Genomic DNA, 16248 nt, shown 5'->3' with positions numbered 1-16248 from the left:
ATCGCCGTTCTTTTTTCATGGCTCCCCGGAAATCCGCGAAGAACCTTTTTTATTGGGTGCGGGAAGTCAATTCAGGCTGAACGGGGACTGCTGGAATCCCCGCTCGTCAACCTGAAGTGCCCAGCCTTGCCGGTCCCAGTCGCCGAGGACGATGCGTTGGGCGGGTTGACCGTCCAGTTGCAGCTCGTGAGTGCCGGGGCGATGGGTGTGCCCGTGGATCAGGGTCCTTGCGCCGAACTGGCGGAGCATGCGTGGAATTTCTTCGGGGGTGACGTCGGTGATTTCCACGGCTTTCTGCCGCGTCTGCATACGGCTTTCCTTGCGTAGCTTGCGCGCGAGCTTGTGGCGCGTCGCTAGTGGCAGGTTGCGCAGGATGAACAGGCTCACCGGGTTACGCAGCCACCTGCGCAGCCGCATATAAGCCTCATCCTGAGTGCACAGGCTGTCGCCGTGCATCAGCAGCACCGCCTCGCCGTTCATCTGCACCAGGCTCGGGTCCTTCAGTAGCGTGCAGCCGGCTTCGCGGCAGAAACTGCCGCCAATCATGAAGTCACGGTTGCCGTGCATGAGGAAGATACGTGTACCGCCGTCGGCGAGCTTGCGCAGGGCCTGGGCGATCGATCGCTGGAAGGGTGTCATCGCGTCGTCGCCGATCCAGGCTTCGAAGAAGTCTCCGAGGATGTAGAGGGCTTCAGCCTGCGGCGCGCGGGTCTGCAGGAAATGAAGAAACGCCCGGGTAATGTCCGGGCGTTCCTCTTCGAGATGCAGATCGGAGATCAGCAATATCACTCGGCGATCTCGGCCTTCTCGATGATCACGTCGTCGACCGGGACGTCCTGGTGGCCAGCCTTCATGGTGGTGGCTACGCCCTTGATCTTGTTGACCACGTCCATGCCTTCTACCACTTCACCGAACACGGCATAGCCCCAACCCTGTACGGTCGGCGCGCTGTGGTTGAGGAAAGTGTTGTCGGCAACGTTGATGAAGAACTGGGCGGAGGCCGAGTGCGGCTCCATGGTGCGGGCCATGGCGATGGTGCCGACCTTGTTGGACAGGCCGTTGTTGGCCTCGTTCTTGATGGTGGCGCGGGTGGACTTCTGCTTCATGCCCGGCTCGAAACCGCCGCCCTGGATCATGAAGTTGCCGATCACGCGGTGGAAGACGGTGCCGTCGTAATGGCCAGACTTCACGTACTCCTTGAAGTTGGCCACGGTTTCCGGGGCTTTGTCTTCGAAGAGTTGCAGGGTGATAACGCCGTGGTTGGTGTGCAGCTTGATCATTTGGCTATTCGCTCTATCGAGAAATCCAAGGCCTGTCAGGGGATTGACAGCTTCGGCTATGATAAGCGCTTTGATTTGGCCGGCCTACCCTGAGCCGCGCACCAGCCAGATGTAAGGACCCCATGAGCAAGCCAGAGACTCCCGCCGCTTCCAACTTCCTGCGCCAGATCGTTCAGGCGGATCTGGACGCCGGCAAGCACATCAAGATCGTCACCCGCTTCCCGCCGGAGCCCAATGGCTACCTGCACATTGGTCATGCCAAGTCGATCTGCCTGAACTTCGGTCTGGCCAAGGAATTCGGCGGTGATTGCCATCTGCGCTTCGACGACACCAACCCGGCGAAGGAAGACCAGGAATACATCGACGCCATCGAGAGCGACGTGAAGTGGCTGGGCTTCCAGTGGGCCGGTGAGGAGCGTTACGCGTCGAACTATTTCGACCAGCTGCACGACTGGGCCATCGAGCTGATCAAGACCGGTAAGGCCTTCGTCTGCGACCTGTCGCCGGAAGCGGCGCGTGAGTACCGCGGCAGCTTGACCGAGCCGGGCAAGAACAGTCCGTTCCGTGACCGCTCCGTGGACGAAAACCTGGACCTGTTCGCTCGCATGAAAGCCGGTGAATTCCCGGACGGCGCCCGTTCCCTGCGCGCGAAGATCGACATGACTTCGCCGAACATGAACCTGCGCGATCCGATCCTCTATCGCATCCGCCATGCCCATCACCACCAGACCGGCGACAAGTGGTGCATCTACCCGAGCTATGACTTCACCCATGGTCAGTCGGACGCCATCGAGGGCATCACCCACTCGATTTGCACCCTGGAGTTTGAGGATCACCGCCCTCTCTACGAATGGTTCCTGGAGAACCTGTCGGTTCCGGCTCAACCGCGCCAGTACGAGTTCTCGCGCCTGAACCTGAACTACACCATCACCAGCAAGCGCAAGCTGAAGCAGTTGGTGGATGAAGGCCATGTGAACGGCTGGGACGATCCGCGCATGTCGACCCTGTCCGGTTATCGCCGCCGGGGCTATACCCCGGAGTCGATCCGCAACTTCTGCGAAATGATCGGCGTGAACCGTGCCAGCGGCGTGGTCGATGTCGGCATGCTGGAATTCAGCATCCGCGACCATCTGGATGCCACCGCCCCGCGTGCCATGTGTGTGCTGAAGCCTCTGAAAGTAGTCATCACCAATTACCCGGAAGGCCAGGTCGAGAGCCTCGAGCTGCCGCGCCATCCGAAGGAAGACATGGGCGTGCGCGTCCTGCCGTTCGGTCGTGAGCTGTTCATCGATGCTGGTGACTTCGAAGAAGTCCCGCCTGCCGGCTACAAGCGCCTGATCCCGGGAGGCGAGGTACGCCTGCGCGGGAGCTACGTGATCCGCGCCGACGAGGCCGTCAAGGATGCCGATGGCAACATCGTCGAGCTGCGCTGCTCCTATGATCCGGAGACCCTGGGCAAGAACCCCGAGGGCCGCAAGGTCAAGGGCGTGATCCATTGGGTGCCGGCCGAAGGCAGCGTGGAGTGCGAAGTGCGTCTGTATGACCGCCTGTTCCGTTCGGCGAACCCGGAGAAGTCGGTGGAGGGCGGTAGCTTCCTCGACAACATCAATCCGGATTCCCTGCAGGTGCTCAGTGGTTGCCGTGCGGAGCCTTCGCTGGCTCAGGCCCAGCCGGAAGATCGCTTCCAGTTCGAGCGCGAAGGTTACTTCGTTGCAGACCTGAAAGAGACCCAGCCCGGTAAGCCGGTCTTCAACCGCACCGTGACCCTGCGCGATTCCTGGGGGCAATGATGGCGCTGTCGATCTACAACACCCTCAGCAAGACCAAGGAGCCGCTGCAGCCGCTGGTCGGCAACCAGGTGCGAATGTATGTCTGTGGCATGACCGTCTATGACTTCTGCCACATCGGTCATGCTCGCGTGATGGTGGCATTCGACGTGGTAGCGCGCTGGCTGCGTCATCGCGGCTACGACCTCACCTACGTGCGCAACATCACTGACATCGACGACAAGATCATCCGTCGCGCCAATGAGAACGGCGAGCCGTTCGAGGCGCTGGTGGATCGTATGATTGCGGCAATGCATGAGGATGAGGCGCGCCTCTCCGTACTGCGTCCGGATATCGAGCCGCGTGCCACCGGCCACATCGCCGGTATGCACGAGATGATCCAGACCCTCATCGATAAAGGCTTTGCCTATGCTCCGGGCAATGGCGACGTGTACTACCGCGTCGGCAAGTTCCAAGGCTACGGCAAGCTGTCGCGGCGCAAGATCGACGAGCTGAAGATCGGCGCCCGCATCGAAGTCGATGAAATCAAGGAAGACCCGCTGGACTTCGTGCTCTGGAAAGGCGCCAAGCCCGGCGAGCCGAGTTGGGCATCGCCATGGGGTGCAGGTCGTCCGGGCTGGCATATCGAGTGCTCGGTGATGTCTACCTGCTGCCTGGGCGAGACGTTCGACATTCATGGCGGTGGGCCGGATCTGGTATTCCCGCACCACGAGAACGAGATTGCGCAGAGCGAGGCGGCCACCGGCAAGCTCTACGCCAAGTCCTGGATGCATGCCGGGGCGGTGCGCGTGGATGGCGAGAAGATGTCCAAGTCGTTGGGCAACTTCTTCACCATTCGTGAGGTGCTGGAGAAGTATCACCCCGAGGTGGTGCGTTATCTGCTGGTGTCCAGCCATTACCGCAGCCCGATCAACTATTCCGAGGAGAGCCTCAAGGAAGCGAAGGGCGCCCTGGAGCGCTTCTATCACGCCCTCAAGGGATTGCCTGAGGTTGCGCCGGCGGGTGGTGATGCCTTCGTCGAGCGCTTCGCGGCTGCCATGGATGACGACTTCAATAGTCCGGAAGCCTGCGCTGTTCTCTTCGAGATGGTGCGCGAGGTCAATCGACTGCGCGATAGCGACCTTCAGGGTGCCGCTGCGCTGGCTGCGCGACTGAAGGAGCTGGCCGGCCTGCTCGGCGTGCTTCAATTGGAGCCGGATGCTTTCTTGCGCGCAGGTGCAGAGGGCAAGGTCGATGCCGCTGAAGTCGAGGCGCTGATTCAGGCGCGACTGCAAGCACGTTCGGAAAAGAACTGGGCTGAATCCGACCGGATCCGTGACCAGCTGACCGCCATGGGGGTGGTGCTGGAAGACGGCAAGGGCGGCACTACCTGGCGCCTGGCTGACTAAGCCGAGTTGCCCAATAAAAAAGGCCGCATTTCGCGGCCTTTTTCATGTCTGTGTCCCGTCCTGAATAAGGTTTACACCTTTGCCCTTATTTTCAGGAGAGCTCCATGGCAGAAGGTGTACGACGTAGCCAGCGCGATTACACACAGGCTTTTAAATTGGCGGTGGTCGATCAGGTCGAAAAAGGCGAAATGAGTTACAAGGAAGCTCAGGCCCGTTATGGCATCCAGGGGCGGTCGACGGTGCTGGTGTGGTTACGCAAGCACGGTCGGCAGGATTGGAGCCAGGGGGCGTCCATTCGTACGTCAAGGAGCATCTCGATGTCTGAGCCCGACCTGCCGTTGACCCCGGAGCAGCGCATCAAGGAGCTGGAGAAGCAGCTGGAGCTGGCCAACCAGAAGGCCCAGTTCTTCGAGGCGGTGGTGGAGGTGCTGAAGCACGACTACGGCGTTTCCATCGTAAAAAAGCGTCCCGGCAAGTCCTCACGCAAAGGCAAGTCCAAGGGCTGAGCGTGAGCCGGGCTTGCCAGTTCATGGGCATCAGTCGCCAGGCCTATTACCAGCGCAATCGGGCGGCGGATCGCCGTAGCCATCAGGATCGGCAGGTCGCCCAATTCGTGCGGCAGCTGCGGATGCGCCAGCCGCGCCTGGGCACCCGGAAGCTGCATTTCCTGCTCCAGCATCAGGCGGAGCCGGAGTTGCGGGTCGGGCGGGACCGTTTGTTTCGCGTCCTGGCTGAGCACCGGCTGCAGGTCTTGCCCAAGCGGGCGTATCACAAGACCACCCACAGCTTTCACCGTTTCTACCGTCACCCCAACCTGCTCAAGCCAGGTCCGCAGCAGGTGCAGCCCCATGCGCCGGAGCGGGTCTGGGTGGCCGACATCACCTACCTGCCAAGCCAAAACGGCCCGCTGTACCTGAGCCTGGTCACCGATGCCTACTCGCGCAAGATCGTGGGGCATCATGTCCATGAAGGGCTCCATGCCGAGTCGGTTGCCCGGGCGTTTAGCCTGGCCTTGCAGCAACGCAGGACGCGCCATGCCCTGGTGCATCACTCGGATCGCGGCATCCAGTACTGCTCCGCGCATTACCAGCGCCTGCATGCCCAGCACGGCGTTACCTGCTCGATGACCGATGGCTACGACTGCTACCAGAACGCCCTGGCCGAACGGGTCAACGGCATCCTGAAAAATGAACTGCTGACCCACACCCCAGCGCACCTGGAACAGGCCCGTCGGATGGTGCGCGAGGCCGTGGATATCTATAACCGGGAACGCCCTCACCAGGCCCTGCAATACAAAACGCCCGATGCGGTGCATCGGGCGTTTTGAGGTCTGGAGCTTAGCCTGATAGGTGTAAACCTATTTCAGGACTAGACACTGCTTGCCTCAGATGTGGAGCGTCTCTGCGGCGTACAGCGTGTTCTCCAGCAGGCAGGCGCGCGTCATGGGGCCGACGCCGCCCGGAACCGGAGTGATCCAGCTGGCGCGTTGCGCGGCAACGTCATACTCCACGTCGCCCACCAGCTTGCCGTCGTCCTGGCGGTTGATGCCGACGTCGATGACGATGGCGCCGGGCTTGATCCATTCACCCTTGACCAGCCCAGGCTTGCCGGCGGCCACGACTACGAGGTCCGCGTTGGCCACGTGGCCAGCCAGATCCTTGGTGAAACGGTGGGTGACGGTCACGGTGCAACCGGCTAGCAGCAGTTCGAGGGCCATGGGGCGGCCGACGATGTTGGAAGCGCCTACGACCACCGCGTTCATGCCATAGAGGTTCGCGCCGGTGCTTTCCAGCAGGGTCATGATGCCCTTGGGGGTGCAGGGGCGAAGCAGGGGAATGCGTTGGGCGAGGCGGCCGACGTTATAGGGATGGAAGCCGTCCACGTCCTTGTCGGGGTGAATGCGTTCCAGCAGTTGCGAAGCATCCAGGTGCTCCGGCAGCGGCAGTTGGACCAGGATGCCGTCGATGGCCGGGTCTTCATTGAGGCGGTCGATCAGTGCAAGCAGTTCGGCCTGGCTGGTGCTGGCGGGCAGGTCATGCGCTTCGGAAAGAAAGCCGACTTCCTCGCAGTCCTTGCGCTTGTGCGCGACGTAGACCTGGGAGGCGGGATCGCTGCCGACCAGAATCACGGCGAGGCCTGGAACGCGAAGTTCCTGCTGGCGACGCTCGGCGACACGTTGGGCTATCTGCTGGCGGAGGCGGGCGGCGATCGTTTTGCCGTCGATCAGTTGTGCGGTCATGACGCTAGATTAACCATCGGGAAGGCCTAAAAAGGGCGCGTATTCTCGCATGGAGGGGCGGGCGGGCAAAGGCGGCTGGTCAGCATTTTCCCGTAAGCCCTTTATCTTTCTGATTTTTTTCAATTTTCCTGTTGACGAGGGGTAGGGCTGGCTATAACATGCGCCCCGCTTGTCGAGCACAGCCTGTCGCTGGGTAAGATGGCAAGGCTGGATCCAGGTGATTCAGTTCAGGCCAAAGCTTTATAGTCTGCTCGCAGATATAAGCGCCCGTAGCTCAGCTGGATAGAGCATCCGCCTTCTAAGCGGATGGTCGCAGGTTCGAGTCCTGCCGGGCGTGCCACTAGGCACATTTGGCACAAGCAATGCGTAATATGGTGGGCGTAGCTCAGTTGGTAGAGCACAGGATTGTGGCTCCTGGTGTCGTGGGTTCGATTCCCATCGTCCACCCCATATTCGAGAAGTCGCCAGGCCACGCGCCTGGCGATTTTGTTTCAAGCGTTGCCTCTCGCGGACGTGGTGGAATTGGTAGACACACTGGATTTAGGTTCCAGCGCCGCAAGGCGTGAGAGTTCGAGTCTCTCCGTCCGCACCATGATGTTCGAGTCGTATTGAATAGTGGATGCCCGCGGTTCTTGGCGATTCAGGTTGTAGAGCGGTGGCCAAAGGTCGCCGCTGTCGATGCAAATCGGCAAATGCGTAATATGGTGGGCGTAGCTCAGTTGGTAGAGCACAGGATTGTGGCTCCTGGTGTCGTGGGTTCGATTCCCATCGTCCACCCCATATTCATGAAAGCGCCAGGCTTAATGCCTGGCGTTTTCATTTCTGGCTCCTGTCGCGGTGAGGGAAATCGGGTCGATGCCTGCCACTCAAGGCGCCTGATTTCCGTTTCTTCTATCCCTTCCTTTTGCCGGCCGTTTCTGCTGGGTGACTTCTGCAAATCGACCCACTAGAATGCATGCCCTTGATTCTGGGGCCGGAACGGCCGGCTAATGTCTGTGCAACGAGGAATATCCATGCAAGTTTCTGTAGAAAGCACCTCCGCTCTTGAGCGCCGCATGACCATCGGCGTGCCGGCCGAGCGCGTCGAGGACGAAGTGACCAAGCGCCTGCAACAGACTGCCCGCCGCGCCAAAGTTGCCGGCTTCCGCCCGGGCAAGGTGCCGATGAGCGTCATTCGCCAGCGTTTCGAAGATTCCGCTCGTCAGGAAGTGCTGGGCGATCTGATCCAGTCCTCCTTCTATGAAGCTGTTGTTGAGCAGAAGCTGAACCCGGCTGGCGCTCCGGCCGTCGAGCCGAAAGTGTTCGAGAAGGGCAAGGATCTGGAATACATCGCCACCTTCGAAGTATTCCCCGAGTTCCAGGTTTCCGGCTTCGAAGGCATCGCCATCGAGCGCCTGCAAGCTGAGGTTGGCGACGCTGACGTCGACAACATGCTGGTCATCCTGCGCAAGCAGAACACCCGTTTCGAAGCTGTTGAGCGCGCCGCCGAGAATGGCGACCAACTGAACATCGACTTCGTCGGCAAGATCGATGGCGAAGCCTTCGCTGGCGGTACCGCCAAAGGCACCCCGCTGGTGCTGGGTTCCGGTCGCATGATTCCGGGCTTCGAAGAGGCTCTGGTAGGTGTGAAGGCTGGTGAAGAGCGCGTGATCAACCCGACTTTCCCGGCTGACTACCAGAACCTGGATCTGGCCGGCAAGACTGCCGAGTTCACCGTGACCGTCAACAGCGTTTCCGCTCCGCAACTGCCTGAGCTGAACGACGAGTTCTTCTCCCTGTTCGGCATCAAGGAAGGCGGTCTGGAAGGCTTCCGCACCGAAGTTCGCAAGAACATGGAGCGTGAGCTGCGTCAGGCCACCAAGTCCAAGGTGAAGAACCAGGTAATGGACGGCCTGCTGGCTGCCAACCCGGTTGAAGTGCCGAAGGCTCTGATCGGTAACGAAGTCAATCGTCTGCGCGTACAGGCCGTCCAGCAGTTCGGTGGCAACATCAACCCCGAGCAACTGCCGGCTGAGCTGTTCGAAGAGCAAGCCAAGCGCCGTGTCGTGCTGGGCCTGATCGTTGCTGAAGTGGTCAAGCAGTTCGAGCTGAAGCCTGACGAAGCCCGCGTGCGTGAGCTGATCGAAGAGATGGCTTCCGCTTACCAGGAGCCGGAACAAGTTGTGGCCTGGTACTACAAGAACGACCAGCAACTGAACGAAGTCCGTTCTGTTGTGCTGGAAGAACAAGTTGTAGATACTGTCCTGCAGAAGGCCAACGTAACCGATAAGTCGGTTTCCTACGAAGAGGCAGTCAAGCCGGCAGAAGCTCCGCAAGCCGACTGATTGTTCCGCCTCCTTCGAGTACACCATAAGCCAGCCTCCGAGCTGGCTTATGCGTCTTTAAGACATGACTATTCAATTAGGGAGTGATCGCCGGACATGTCCCGCAATTCTTTTATGCAGCAAATGCCTGACATCCAAGCCGCTGGTGGCCTGGTGCCGATGGTCATCGAGCAGTCCGCCCGTGGCGAGCGCGCTTACGACATCTATTCGCGCCTGTTGAAGGAACGCGTGATCTTCCTGGTGGGCCCGGTCGAAGACTACATGGCCAACCTGGTGGTGGCGCAGCTGCTGTTCCTCGAGGCCGAGAACCCCGACAAGGACATCCAGCTCTACATCAACTCCCCGGGCGGTTCGGTTACCGCCGGCATGTCGATCTACGACACCATGCAATTCATCAAGCCCGACGTTTCGACCCTGTGCATCGGTCAGGCGTGCAGCATGGGTGCGTTGTTGCTGGCTGGCGGCGCGGCAGGCAAGCGTTACTGCCTACCGCATTCGCGGATGATGATTCACCAACCGCTGGGCGGCTTCCAGGGCCAGGCGTCGGATATCGAGATTCACGCGCGTGAAATCCTGACTATCCGCGAGCGCCTGAACAAGATCCTGGCTGACCACTGTGGCCAGCCAATCGACGTGATCGCCCGCGATACCGACCGCGACAACTTCATGAGTGGCGACGAAGCAGTCAAATACGGCCTGATCGACCAGGTGCTCAACAAGCGCCAAATCGCGGGCTAAGCCCATCCGCAGGACCGCGGCCGGAGAATATCCGGCCGTTTCGCGGGGTTGAAAATGCCCGCATTTGCCTTCATCTTGTGTTTCACGCCTACCCGATTGGATCGATCGAATGACTGACACCCGCAACGGCGAGGACAACGGCAAACTGCTTTATTGCTCCTTCTGCGGCAAAAGCCAGCACGAAGTACGCAAACTGATTGCCGGTCCCTCCGTATTTATCTGCGACGAGTGCGTCGACCTGTGCAATGACATCATCCGCGAGGAGGTGCAGGAAGCCCAGGCCGAGAGCAGTGCGCACAAGCTGCCCGCGCCCAAGGAAATCCGCAACATTCTCGACCAGTACGTAATTGGCCAGGAACGTGCGAAGAAAGTGCTCGCGGTAGCGGTGTACAACCACTACAAGCGCCTGAACCAGCGTGACAAGAAAGATGATGTCGAACTGGGCAAGAGCAACATCCTGCTGATCGGCCCTACCGGTTCGGGCAAGACCCTGCTGGCTGAAACTCTGGCTCGTCTGCTGAATGTTCCCTTCACCATCGCCGACGCCACCACCCTCACCGAGGCTGGTTACGTGGGTGAGGACGTCGAGAACATCATCCAGAAGCTGTTGCAGAAGTGCGACTACGACGTCGAGAAGGCCCAGATGGGTATCGTCTATATCGACGAAATCGACAAGATTTCCCGTAAGTCGGATAACCCGTCGATTACCCGAGATGTTTCGGGCGAAGGCGTGCAGCAGGCACTGCTGAAGCTGATCGAGGGCACCGTTGCCTCGGTTCCGCCGCAGGGCGGGCGCAAGCATCCGCAGCAGGAGTTCCTGCAGGTCGATACTCGCAACATCCTGTTCATCTGCGGTGGTGCATTTGCCGGCCTGGAGAAAGTGATCCAGAACCGTTCCACCAGAGGTGGCATCGGCTTCAACGCCGAGGTTCGCAGTAAGGACCTGGGTAAGAAGGTGGGCGAAGCGCTCCGCGAAGTAGAGCCGGAAGATCTGGTGAAGTTCGGCCTTATTCCTGAGTTCGTGGGTCGTCTGCCAGTCATCGCTACCCTCGACGAGCTGGACGAAGCTGCTCTGATGCAGATTCTCACCGAGCCGAAGAACGCGCTGACCAAGCAGTACACCAAGCTGTTCGAAATGGAAGGCGTGGACCTCGAGTTCCGTCCTGACGCGCTCAAGGCCGTTGCCCATCGTGCGCTCGAGCGCAAGACCGGTGCCCGTGGCCTGCGTTCCATCCTCGAAGGCATTCTGCTCGACACCATGTATGAGATTCCCTCTCAAACAGATGTAAGCAAGGTAGTCATCGACGAAAGTGTCATCGAAGGATCGTCCAAGCCTCTGTTGATCTATGAGAACAACGAGCAGCCTGCCAAGGCGGCGCCTGACGCTTGATGAAACAAAGGGGCCTGCGGGCCCCTTTGCATTTCCTGCCTCAAAGCTTGTTTTTTCCCGGGCCTAACCCCATCTTAGGGCCAAGGGTTTTCCCATCTGTTTACGGCCTTAGGGCCGCCGTAGAGCTGATACCATGAATACGACTGCTGAATTACCTCTCCTGCCATTGCGCGATGTCGTGGTCTATCCGCACATGGTCATCCCGCTTTTCGTAGGGCGTGAGAAATCCATCGAGGCGCTCGAGGCCGCGATGACGGGGGACAAGCAGATTCTCCTGGTTGCCCAGAAGAACCCCGCCGATGACGATCCGGGCGAAGACGCCCTGTATCGCATGGGTACCGTCGCCACCGTGCTCCAACTGCTGAAACTGCCGGACGGCACCGTGAAGGTGCTGGTGGAAGGCGAGCAGCGTGGCTCGATCGAGCGTTTCATTGAGGTCGATGGGCATTGCCGCGCCGAAGTCAGCCTGATCGATGAAGTCGATGCGGGCGAACGCGAATCCGAAGTATTCATCCGTAGCCTGCTCAGCCAGTTCGAACAGTATGTGCAGTTGGGCAAGAAAGTACCGTCCGAGGTGCTTTCCTCTCTGAACAGCATCGATGAGCCGGGCCGCCTGGTAGATACCATGGCTGCTCACATGGCGCTGAAGATCGAGCAGAAGCAGGAAATTCTCGAGCTGACCGACCTGTCCGAGCGCGTCGAGCATGTGCTGGCGTTGCTGGATGCAGAGATCGATTTGCTGCAGGTCGAGAAACGCATTCGTGGTCGCGTCAAGAAGCAGATGGAGCGCAGCCAGCGCGAGTACTACCTGAATGAGCAAATGAAGGCCATTCAGAAAGAGCTGGGCGACATCGACGAGGGCCACAACGAAGTCGAAGAGCTGAAGAAGCGTATCGACAATGCCGGTCTGACCAAGGAGGCGCTGGCCAAGGCCAATGCCGAGTTGAACAAGCTGAAGCAGATGTCGCCGATGTCTGCCGAGGCGACTGTAGTGCGTTCCTATATCGATTGGCTGGTCAATGTACCGTGGAAGGCCGAGAGCAAGGTTCGTCTGGACCTGGCCAAGGCCGAAGACATCCTCGATGCTGACCATTACGGCCTGGATGAAGTGAAGGAACGCATCCTCGAATACCTTGCTGTGCAGAAGCGCGTCAAAAAGGTGAAAGGCCCCGTACTTTGCCTGGTTGGCCCGCCAGGCGTCGGCAAGACCTCGCTCGCCGAGTCCATTGCCCATGCCACCAATCGCAAGTTCGTGCGCATGGCCTTGGGTGGCGTGCGTGACGAAGCTGAAATCCGTGGTCACCGCCGTACCTATATCGGTTCCATGCCGGGTCGCCTGATCCAGAAGATGACCAAGGTTGGTGTGCGCAACCCGCTGTTCCTGCTCGACGAAATCGACAAGATGGGCAGCGACATGCGCGGTGACCCTGCGTCCGCGCTGTTGGAAGTGCTCGATCCGGAGCAGAACCACAACTTCAACGACCATTACCTGGAAGTCGACTACGACCTCTCGGACGTGATGTTCCTCTGCACCGCCAACTCCATGAACATTCCGGCCCCGTTGCTGGACCGTATGGAAGTGATCCGGCTGCCGGGCTACACCGAAGACGAAAAGGTCAATATCGCCGTCAAGTACCTCGCGCCCAAGCAGACCAAATCCAATGGGCTGAAGAAGGGCGAACTGGAGTTCGACGAGGCAGCCATTCGCGACATCATCCGCTACTACACCCGCGAAGCCGGTGTGCGTAGCCTTGAGCGCCAGATTGCCAAGGTTTGCCGCAAGGCCGTGAAGGAGCACGCCCGCGAGAAGCGCTTTGCAGTGCAAGTTACTGCCGAGTCCCTCGAACACTTCCTGGGCGTACGCAAGTATCGCTACGGACTGGCTGAGCAACAGGATCAGATCGGTCAGGTGACCGGCTTGGCCTGGACCCAGGTTGGCGGTGAACTGCTGACCATCGAAGCGGCGGTCGTTCCTGGCAAGGGCCAGTTGACCAAGACCGGTTCGCTGGGTGACGTGATGGCCGAGTCCATCACGGCGGCACTGACCGTGGTGCGCAGCCGTGCGAAGAGTCTGGGTATCCCGGCAGACTTCCACGAAAAACGCGACATTCACATCCACATGCCGGAAGGTGCCACTCCCAAGGATGGTCCCAGCGCCGGTATCGGTATGTGCACGGCCCTCGTTTCGGCCATGACGCAAATCCCGGTTCGTGCAGATGTGGCCATGACCGGGGAAATCACTCTGCGTGGCCAGGTGCTCGCGATTGGTGGTTTGAAAGAGAAACTACTGGCCGCGCATCGTGGTGGAATCAAGACCGTGATCATTCCCGAAGAGAATGTGCGCGATCTCAAAGAAATTCCCGAAAATATCAAGCAAGACTTGGCGATTAAACCGGTTAAATGGATTGACGAGGTCCTGCAAATTGCGCTGCAATACGCCCCGGAGCCCTTGCCCGATGCGGCTCCGGAGATGGTTGCAAAGGATGACAAGCGCGAGACTGATTCCAAGGAGCGAATCAGCACGCATTAGCCGGGGGGCTTTCTTGACACATTTTTCGAGCCCTTGTTATAAAGCGGCTCTTATGTGTTAGCAGGCCATCCAGCACCCGCTTTGCTTACACCAAACAACTAAGAAACAACTCAACAGAAATAAGGGGACTTAAGAGTGAACAAGTCGGAACTGATTGATGCTATCGCCGCATCTGCTGACATCCCGAAAGCTGTAGCTGGCCGCGCGCTGGACGCAGTTATCGAATCCGTTACTGGCGCTCTGAAGGCTGGTGACTCCGTGGTGCTGGTTGGCTTCGGTACTTTCGCTGTTAAAGAGCGTGCTGCTCGTACTGGCCGTAACCCGCAGACTGGCAAGCCGATCAAGATCGCTGCTGCCAAGATCCCTGGCTTCAAAGCTGGCAAAGCTCTGAAAGACGCCGTCAACTAAGCGTCTTTCGGGCTCTGCCCGACCGGGTCGGGTTCAACCTGGCTCGATAGCGGAGCGGTGGAATCAGGGAGTTTCTTCCTACCACCTGAGAGGTCGAATCTCAGACTCCGCAAGCTACGAGAAGGCGCATCCTAGGATGCGCCTTTCTCATATTCGGATACTCTACCCGCGTTACTCGGCTGCGACTCAATGCGGCCGTTTCTGGGGGACCCATGCTGCAGAACATACGGGACAATTCACAGGGGTGGATTGCCAAAACCATCATTGGCGTCATCATCGCGCTGCTGGCGCTGACCGGCTTCGACGCCATTTTCAATGCCACCAGCAATAGCCAGAACGCGGCTGAGGTCAACGGTGACGAAATCACCCAGGACCAGCTGAGCGAAGCGGTGAACATGCAGCGCCGTCAGCTGCAGCAGCAACTGGGCAAGGACTTCGATGCCTCCCTGCTGGATGAAAAGCTGCTGCGCGAAGCCGCACTGAAAGGCCTGATCGAGCGCAAGCTCCTGCTGCAAGCAGCGGGTGACGCCGATTTCGCCTTCTCCCAAGGCGCCCTTGACCAGCTCATCCTGCAGACGCCGGAGTTCCAGGTGGACGGCAAGTTCAATGCCGACCGCTTCGATCAGGTCATCCGCCAGATGAACTACAACCGCCTGCAATTCCGTCAGATGCTCGAGCAGGAAATGCTCATTGGCCAACTGCGTGCGGGTCTGGCCGGTAGCGGCTTCGTGACCGATGCGGAAGTTGAAGCCTTCGCCCGCCTGGAAAAGCAGACCCGCGATTTCGCGACCTTGACCCTGAAGGCCGATCCGGCTGCCGTCAGCGTTTCTGATGAAGAGCTGAAGACCTATTACGACGCTCATGTCGACCAGTTCAAGAGTCCCGAGCAGGTTGTGATCGAGTACGTCGAGCTGAAGAAGGCCGCCTTCTTCGACCAGGTCGAAGCCAAGGAAGAAGACCTCAAGGCGCAGTACCAGAAAGAGATCAGCAACCTGGCTGAGCAGCGTCAGGCCGCCCACATCCTGGTGGAAGTCAGCGACAAGCTCAACGAGGAGCAGGCCAAGGCGAAGATCGAGCAGGTCAAGCAGCGCCTGGACAAGGGTGAAGACTTCGCCGCACTGGCCAAGGAGTTCTCCGATGACTCCGGCTCCGCCGCCAATGGCGGTGACCTGGGCTTCGCAGGCCCCGGCGTATACGAGCCCGCCTTCGAAGAGTCGCTGTATGCACTGAAGCAGGGTGAGGTTTCCGCCCCGGTACGTACCCAGTACGGCTGGCACCTGATCAAGCTGCTGGGCGTGCAGGCGCCGGAAGTCCCGAGCTTCGAAAGCCTCAAGCCGAAGCTGGAGCACGACATCAAGGCCCAGCAGGTCGAACAGCGCTTCGTTGAAGTGAGCAAGGAACTGGAAGACGCCGCGTTTGAGGCTTCCGACCTGGCCCAGCCGGCCCAGGAACTGAACCTGGAAGTGAAGACCAGCGCTCCCTTCGGTCGTGAAGGTGGTGAAGGCCTGACTGCCAACCGCCAGGTCCTCCAGGCTGCTTTCAGTCCGGAAGTGCTGGAAGATGGTGCCAACAGCTCGGCGATCGAGCTGGACCCGGATACCGTGATCGTCCTGCGCGTCAAGGAGCATAAAAAGCCTGAGCAGCTTGGCCTGGACAAGGTCGGCGACAGCATTCGCCAACATCTGGTAGGCCAGAAGGCCGGCGAAGCCGTCAAGGCCAAGGGCGATGCCCTGATTGCCAGCCTGCGCGAAGGCAAGACCCCGGTTGCGCAAGCTCAGGAAGGTCAATCCTGGAACGTGGTGGAAGCCGCTACCCGCAGCCAGGAAAGCGTCGAGCCGCTGCTGCTGCAGACCCTGTTCCGCATGCCGAAACCGGCCGCCGCAGACAAGCCCGAGTTCACTGGCGTGAAGCTGAATAACGGCGACTACGTGGTAATCCGCCTGAACGGCATCAATGTTCCGGAAGAGAAACTCTCCGAGCAGGAGAAGGCGATGTACAGCCGATTCCTCGCCTCGCGCAGTGGTCAGCAGGATTTCGCTGCCTACCGCCGCCAGGTCGAAGAGAAAGCGAAGATCGAACGCTTCTGATCGATACGCTGAAGAAGAAGGCCGCTTATGCGTAAGCGTCCAGCCAAGTCACCTTCCGAACTCCAGCATTAAGGGCG

General features: G+C 59.6%; 12 protein-coding genes and 4 tRNA genes. 13 read left to right on the top strand and 3 right to left on the bottom strand.

All coding sequences use genetic code 11. The features are described 5' to 3' along the window. Window positions 1-66: 66 nt before the first annotated feature. Both lpxH and MnOB_RS08565 read right to left on the bottom strand, forming a co-directional pair. The gene (lpxH, locus tag MnOB_RS08570) at window positions 67-789 is read right to left on the bottom strand and encodes a UDP-2,3-diacylglucosamine diphosphatase (RefSeq protein ID WP_077523801.1); all 723 of its coding nucleotides are present in this window, start codon (window positions 787-789) and stop codon (window positions 67-69) included. Beyond that, the gene (locus tag MnOB_RS08565) at window positions 786-1280 is read right to left on the bottom strand and encodes a peptidylprolyl isomerase (protein ID WP_077523800.1); all 495 of its coding nucleotides are present in this window, start codon (window positions 1278-1280) and stop codon (window positions 786-788) included. Before MnOB_RS08565 ends, lpxH begins: the two co-directional genes overlap by 4 nt. 122 nt (window positions 1281-1402) lie before the next feature. Between MnOB_RS08565 and MnOB_RS08560 the strand changes: the two genes are divergently transcribed. From MnOB_RS08560 to MnOB_RS08550, 3 genes are all read left to right on the top strand, one after another. After that, window positions 1403-3070, top strand: coding sequence for a glutamine--tRNA ligase/YqeY domain fusion protein (locus MnOB_RS08560; RefSeq protein WP_077523799.1), 1668 nt, complete (start codon window positions 1403-1405; stop codon window positions 3068-3070). Further along, window positions 3070-4455: a cysteine--tRNA ligase gene (cysS, locus tag MnOB_RS08555; RefSeq protein WP_077523798.1), complete on the top strand. Its 1386-nt coding sequence runs from the start codon at window positions 3070-3072 to the stop codon at window positions 4453-4455. The genes MnOB_RS08560 and cysS overlap by 1 nt, the downstream gene beginning before the upstream one ends. 104 nt (window positions 4456-4559) lie before the next feature. Continuing rightward, window positions 4560-5782, top strand: a protein-coding gene (locus tag MnOB_RS08550) for an IS3 family transposase (RefSeq protein WP_107504048.1) whose coding sequence is annotated in 2 segments (ribosomal slippage) — window positions 4560-4923 and window positions 4923-5782 — 1224 coding nt in all. Because the reading frame shifts where the segments join, the coding sequence is not laid out codon by codon here. 57 nt (window positions 5783-5839) lie between these two features. Here the strand turns inward: MnOB_RS08550 and folD are convergent. Next, window positions 5840-6694 (bottom strand): bifunctional methylenetetrahydrofolate dehydrogenase/methenyltetrahydrofolate cyclohydrolase FolD, encoded by an 855-nt coding sequence (gene folD / locus MnOB_RS08545; RefSeq protein WP_077523797.1) that lies wholly within the window; start codon window positions 6692-6694, stop codon window positions 5840-5842. A 263-nt stretch (window positions 6695-6957) separates the two neighbouring features. On the opposite strand from folD, the gene MnOB_RS08540 reads away from it, so the two are divergent. The 10 genes from MnOB_RS08540 (at window position 6958) to MnOB_RS08495 (ending at window position 16171) form a co-directional block, all read left to right on the top strand. After that, a tRNA-Arg gene (locus tag MnOB_RS08540) sits at window positions 6958-7034 on the top strand. 34 nt (window positions 7035-7068) lie between these two features. Further along, window positions 7069-7144: transfer RNA gene (locus MnOB_RS08535), tRNA-His, on the top strand. Window positions 7145-7201: 57 nt separating this feature from the next. Further along, window positions 7202-7286 (top strand) — tRNA-Leu (locus tag MnOB_RS08530). 112 nt (window positions 7287-7398) lie between these two features. Next, window positions 7399-7474 (top strand) — tRNA-His (locus MnOB_RS08525). A 233-nt stretch (window positions 7475-7707) separates the two neighbouring features. Further along, the gene (tig, locus tag MnOB_RS08520) at window positions 7708-9018 is read left to right on the top strand and encodes a trigger factor (protein ID WP_077523796.1); all 1311 of its coding nucleotides are present in this window, start codon (window positions 7708-7710) and stop codon (window positions 9016-9018) included. A gap of 96 nt (window positions 9019-9114) precedes the next feature. Continuing rightward, window positions 9115-9756, top strand: a complete 642-nt coding sequence (clpP, locus tag MnOB_RS08515; protein WP_077523795.1) for an ATP-dependent Clp endopeptidase proteolytic subunit ClpP — start codon at window positions 9115-9117, stop codon at window positions 9754-9756. Between the two features lie 109 nt (window positions 9757-9865). Next, window positions 9866-11146 (top strand): ATP-dependent Clp protease ATP-binding subunit ClpX, encoded by a 1281-nt coding sequence (gene clpX, locus MnOB_RS08510; RefSeq protein WP_077523794.1) that lies wholly within the window; start codon window positions 9866-9868, stop codon window positions 11144-11146. A 133-nt stretch (window positions 11147-11279) separates the two neighbouring features. Next, a complete protein-coding gene (gene lon / locus MnOB_RS08505) occupies window positions 11280-13676 on the top strand; it encodes an endopeptidase La (RefSeq protein ID WP_077523793.1) in 2397 nt (798 codons plus the stop codon). Window positions 13677-13811: 135 nt separating this feature from the next. Continuing rightward, window positions 13812-14084 (top strand): nucleoid-associated protein HU-beta, encoded by a 273-nt coding sequence (hupB, locus tag MnOB_RS08500; protein ID WP_003087931.1) that lies wholly within the window; start codon window positions 13812-13814, stop codon window positions 14082-14084. Window positions 14085-14296: 212 nt separating this feature from the next. Continuing rightward, on the top strand, window positions 14297-16171 hold the full coding sequence (locus tag MnOB_RS08495; RefSeq protein ID WP_077523792.1) for a SurA N-terminal domain-containing protein: 1875 nt from the start codon (window positions 14297-14299) through the stop codon (window positions 16169-16171). Window positions 16172-16248 lie beyond the last annotated feature (77 nt).

The organism is Metapseudomonas resinovorans (assembly GCF_002003485.1).
Classification (GTDB): Bacteria; Pseudomonadota; Gammaproteobacteria; order Pseudomonadales; family Pseudomonadaceae; genus Metapseudomonas; species Metapseudomonas resinovorans_D.
The sequence above is the reverse complement of the archived record's forward strand: the minus strand, read 5'-3'. Positions and strand labels throughout refer to the sequence as shown.

Bases quoted from the DNA above. Each gene is read 5' to 3' on its own strand.
- MnOB_RS08565 (WP_077523800.1), bottom strand. From the start codon at position 1,280: ATGATCAAGCTGCACACCAACCACGGCGTTATCACCCTGCAACTCTTC.
- MnOB_RS08560 (WP_077523799.1), top strand. From the start codon at position 1,403: ATGAGCAAGCCAGAGACTCCCGCCGCTTCCAACTTCCTGCGCCAGATC.
- cysS (WP_077523798.1), top strand. From the start codon at position 3,070: ATGGCGCTGTCGATCTACAACACCCTCAGCAAGACCAAGGAGCCGCTG.
- folD (WP_077523797.1), bottom strand. From the start codon at position 6,694: ATGACCGCACAACTGATCGACGGCAAAACGATCGCCGCCCGCCTCCGC.
- tig (WP_077523796.1), top strand. From the start codon at position 7,708: ATGCAAGTTTCTGTAGAAAGCACCTCCGCTCTTGAGCGCCGCATGACC.
- clpP (WP_077523795.1), top strand. From the start codon at position 9,115: ATGTCCCGCAATTCTTTTATGCAGCAAATGCCTGACATCCAAGCCGCT.
- clpX (WP_077523794.1), top strand. From the start codon at position 9,866: ATGACTGACACCCGCAACGGCGAGGACAACGGCAAACTGCTTTATTGC.
- lon (WP_077523793.1), top strand. From the start codon at position 11,280: ATGAATACGACTGCTGAATTACCTCTCCTGCCATTGCGCGATGTCGTG.
- MnOB_RS08495 (WP_077523792.1), top strand. From the start codon at position 14,297: ATGCTGCAGAACATACGGGACAATTCACAGGGGTGGATTGCCAAAACC.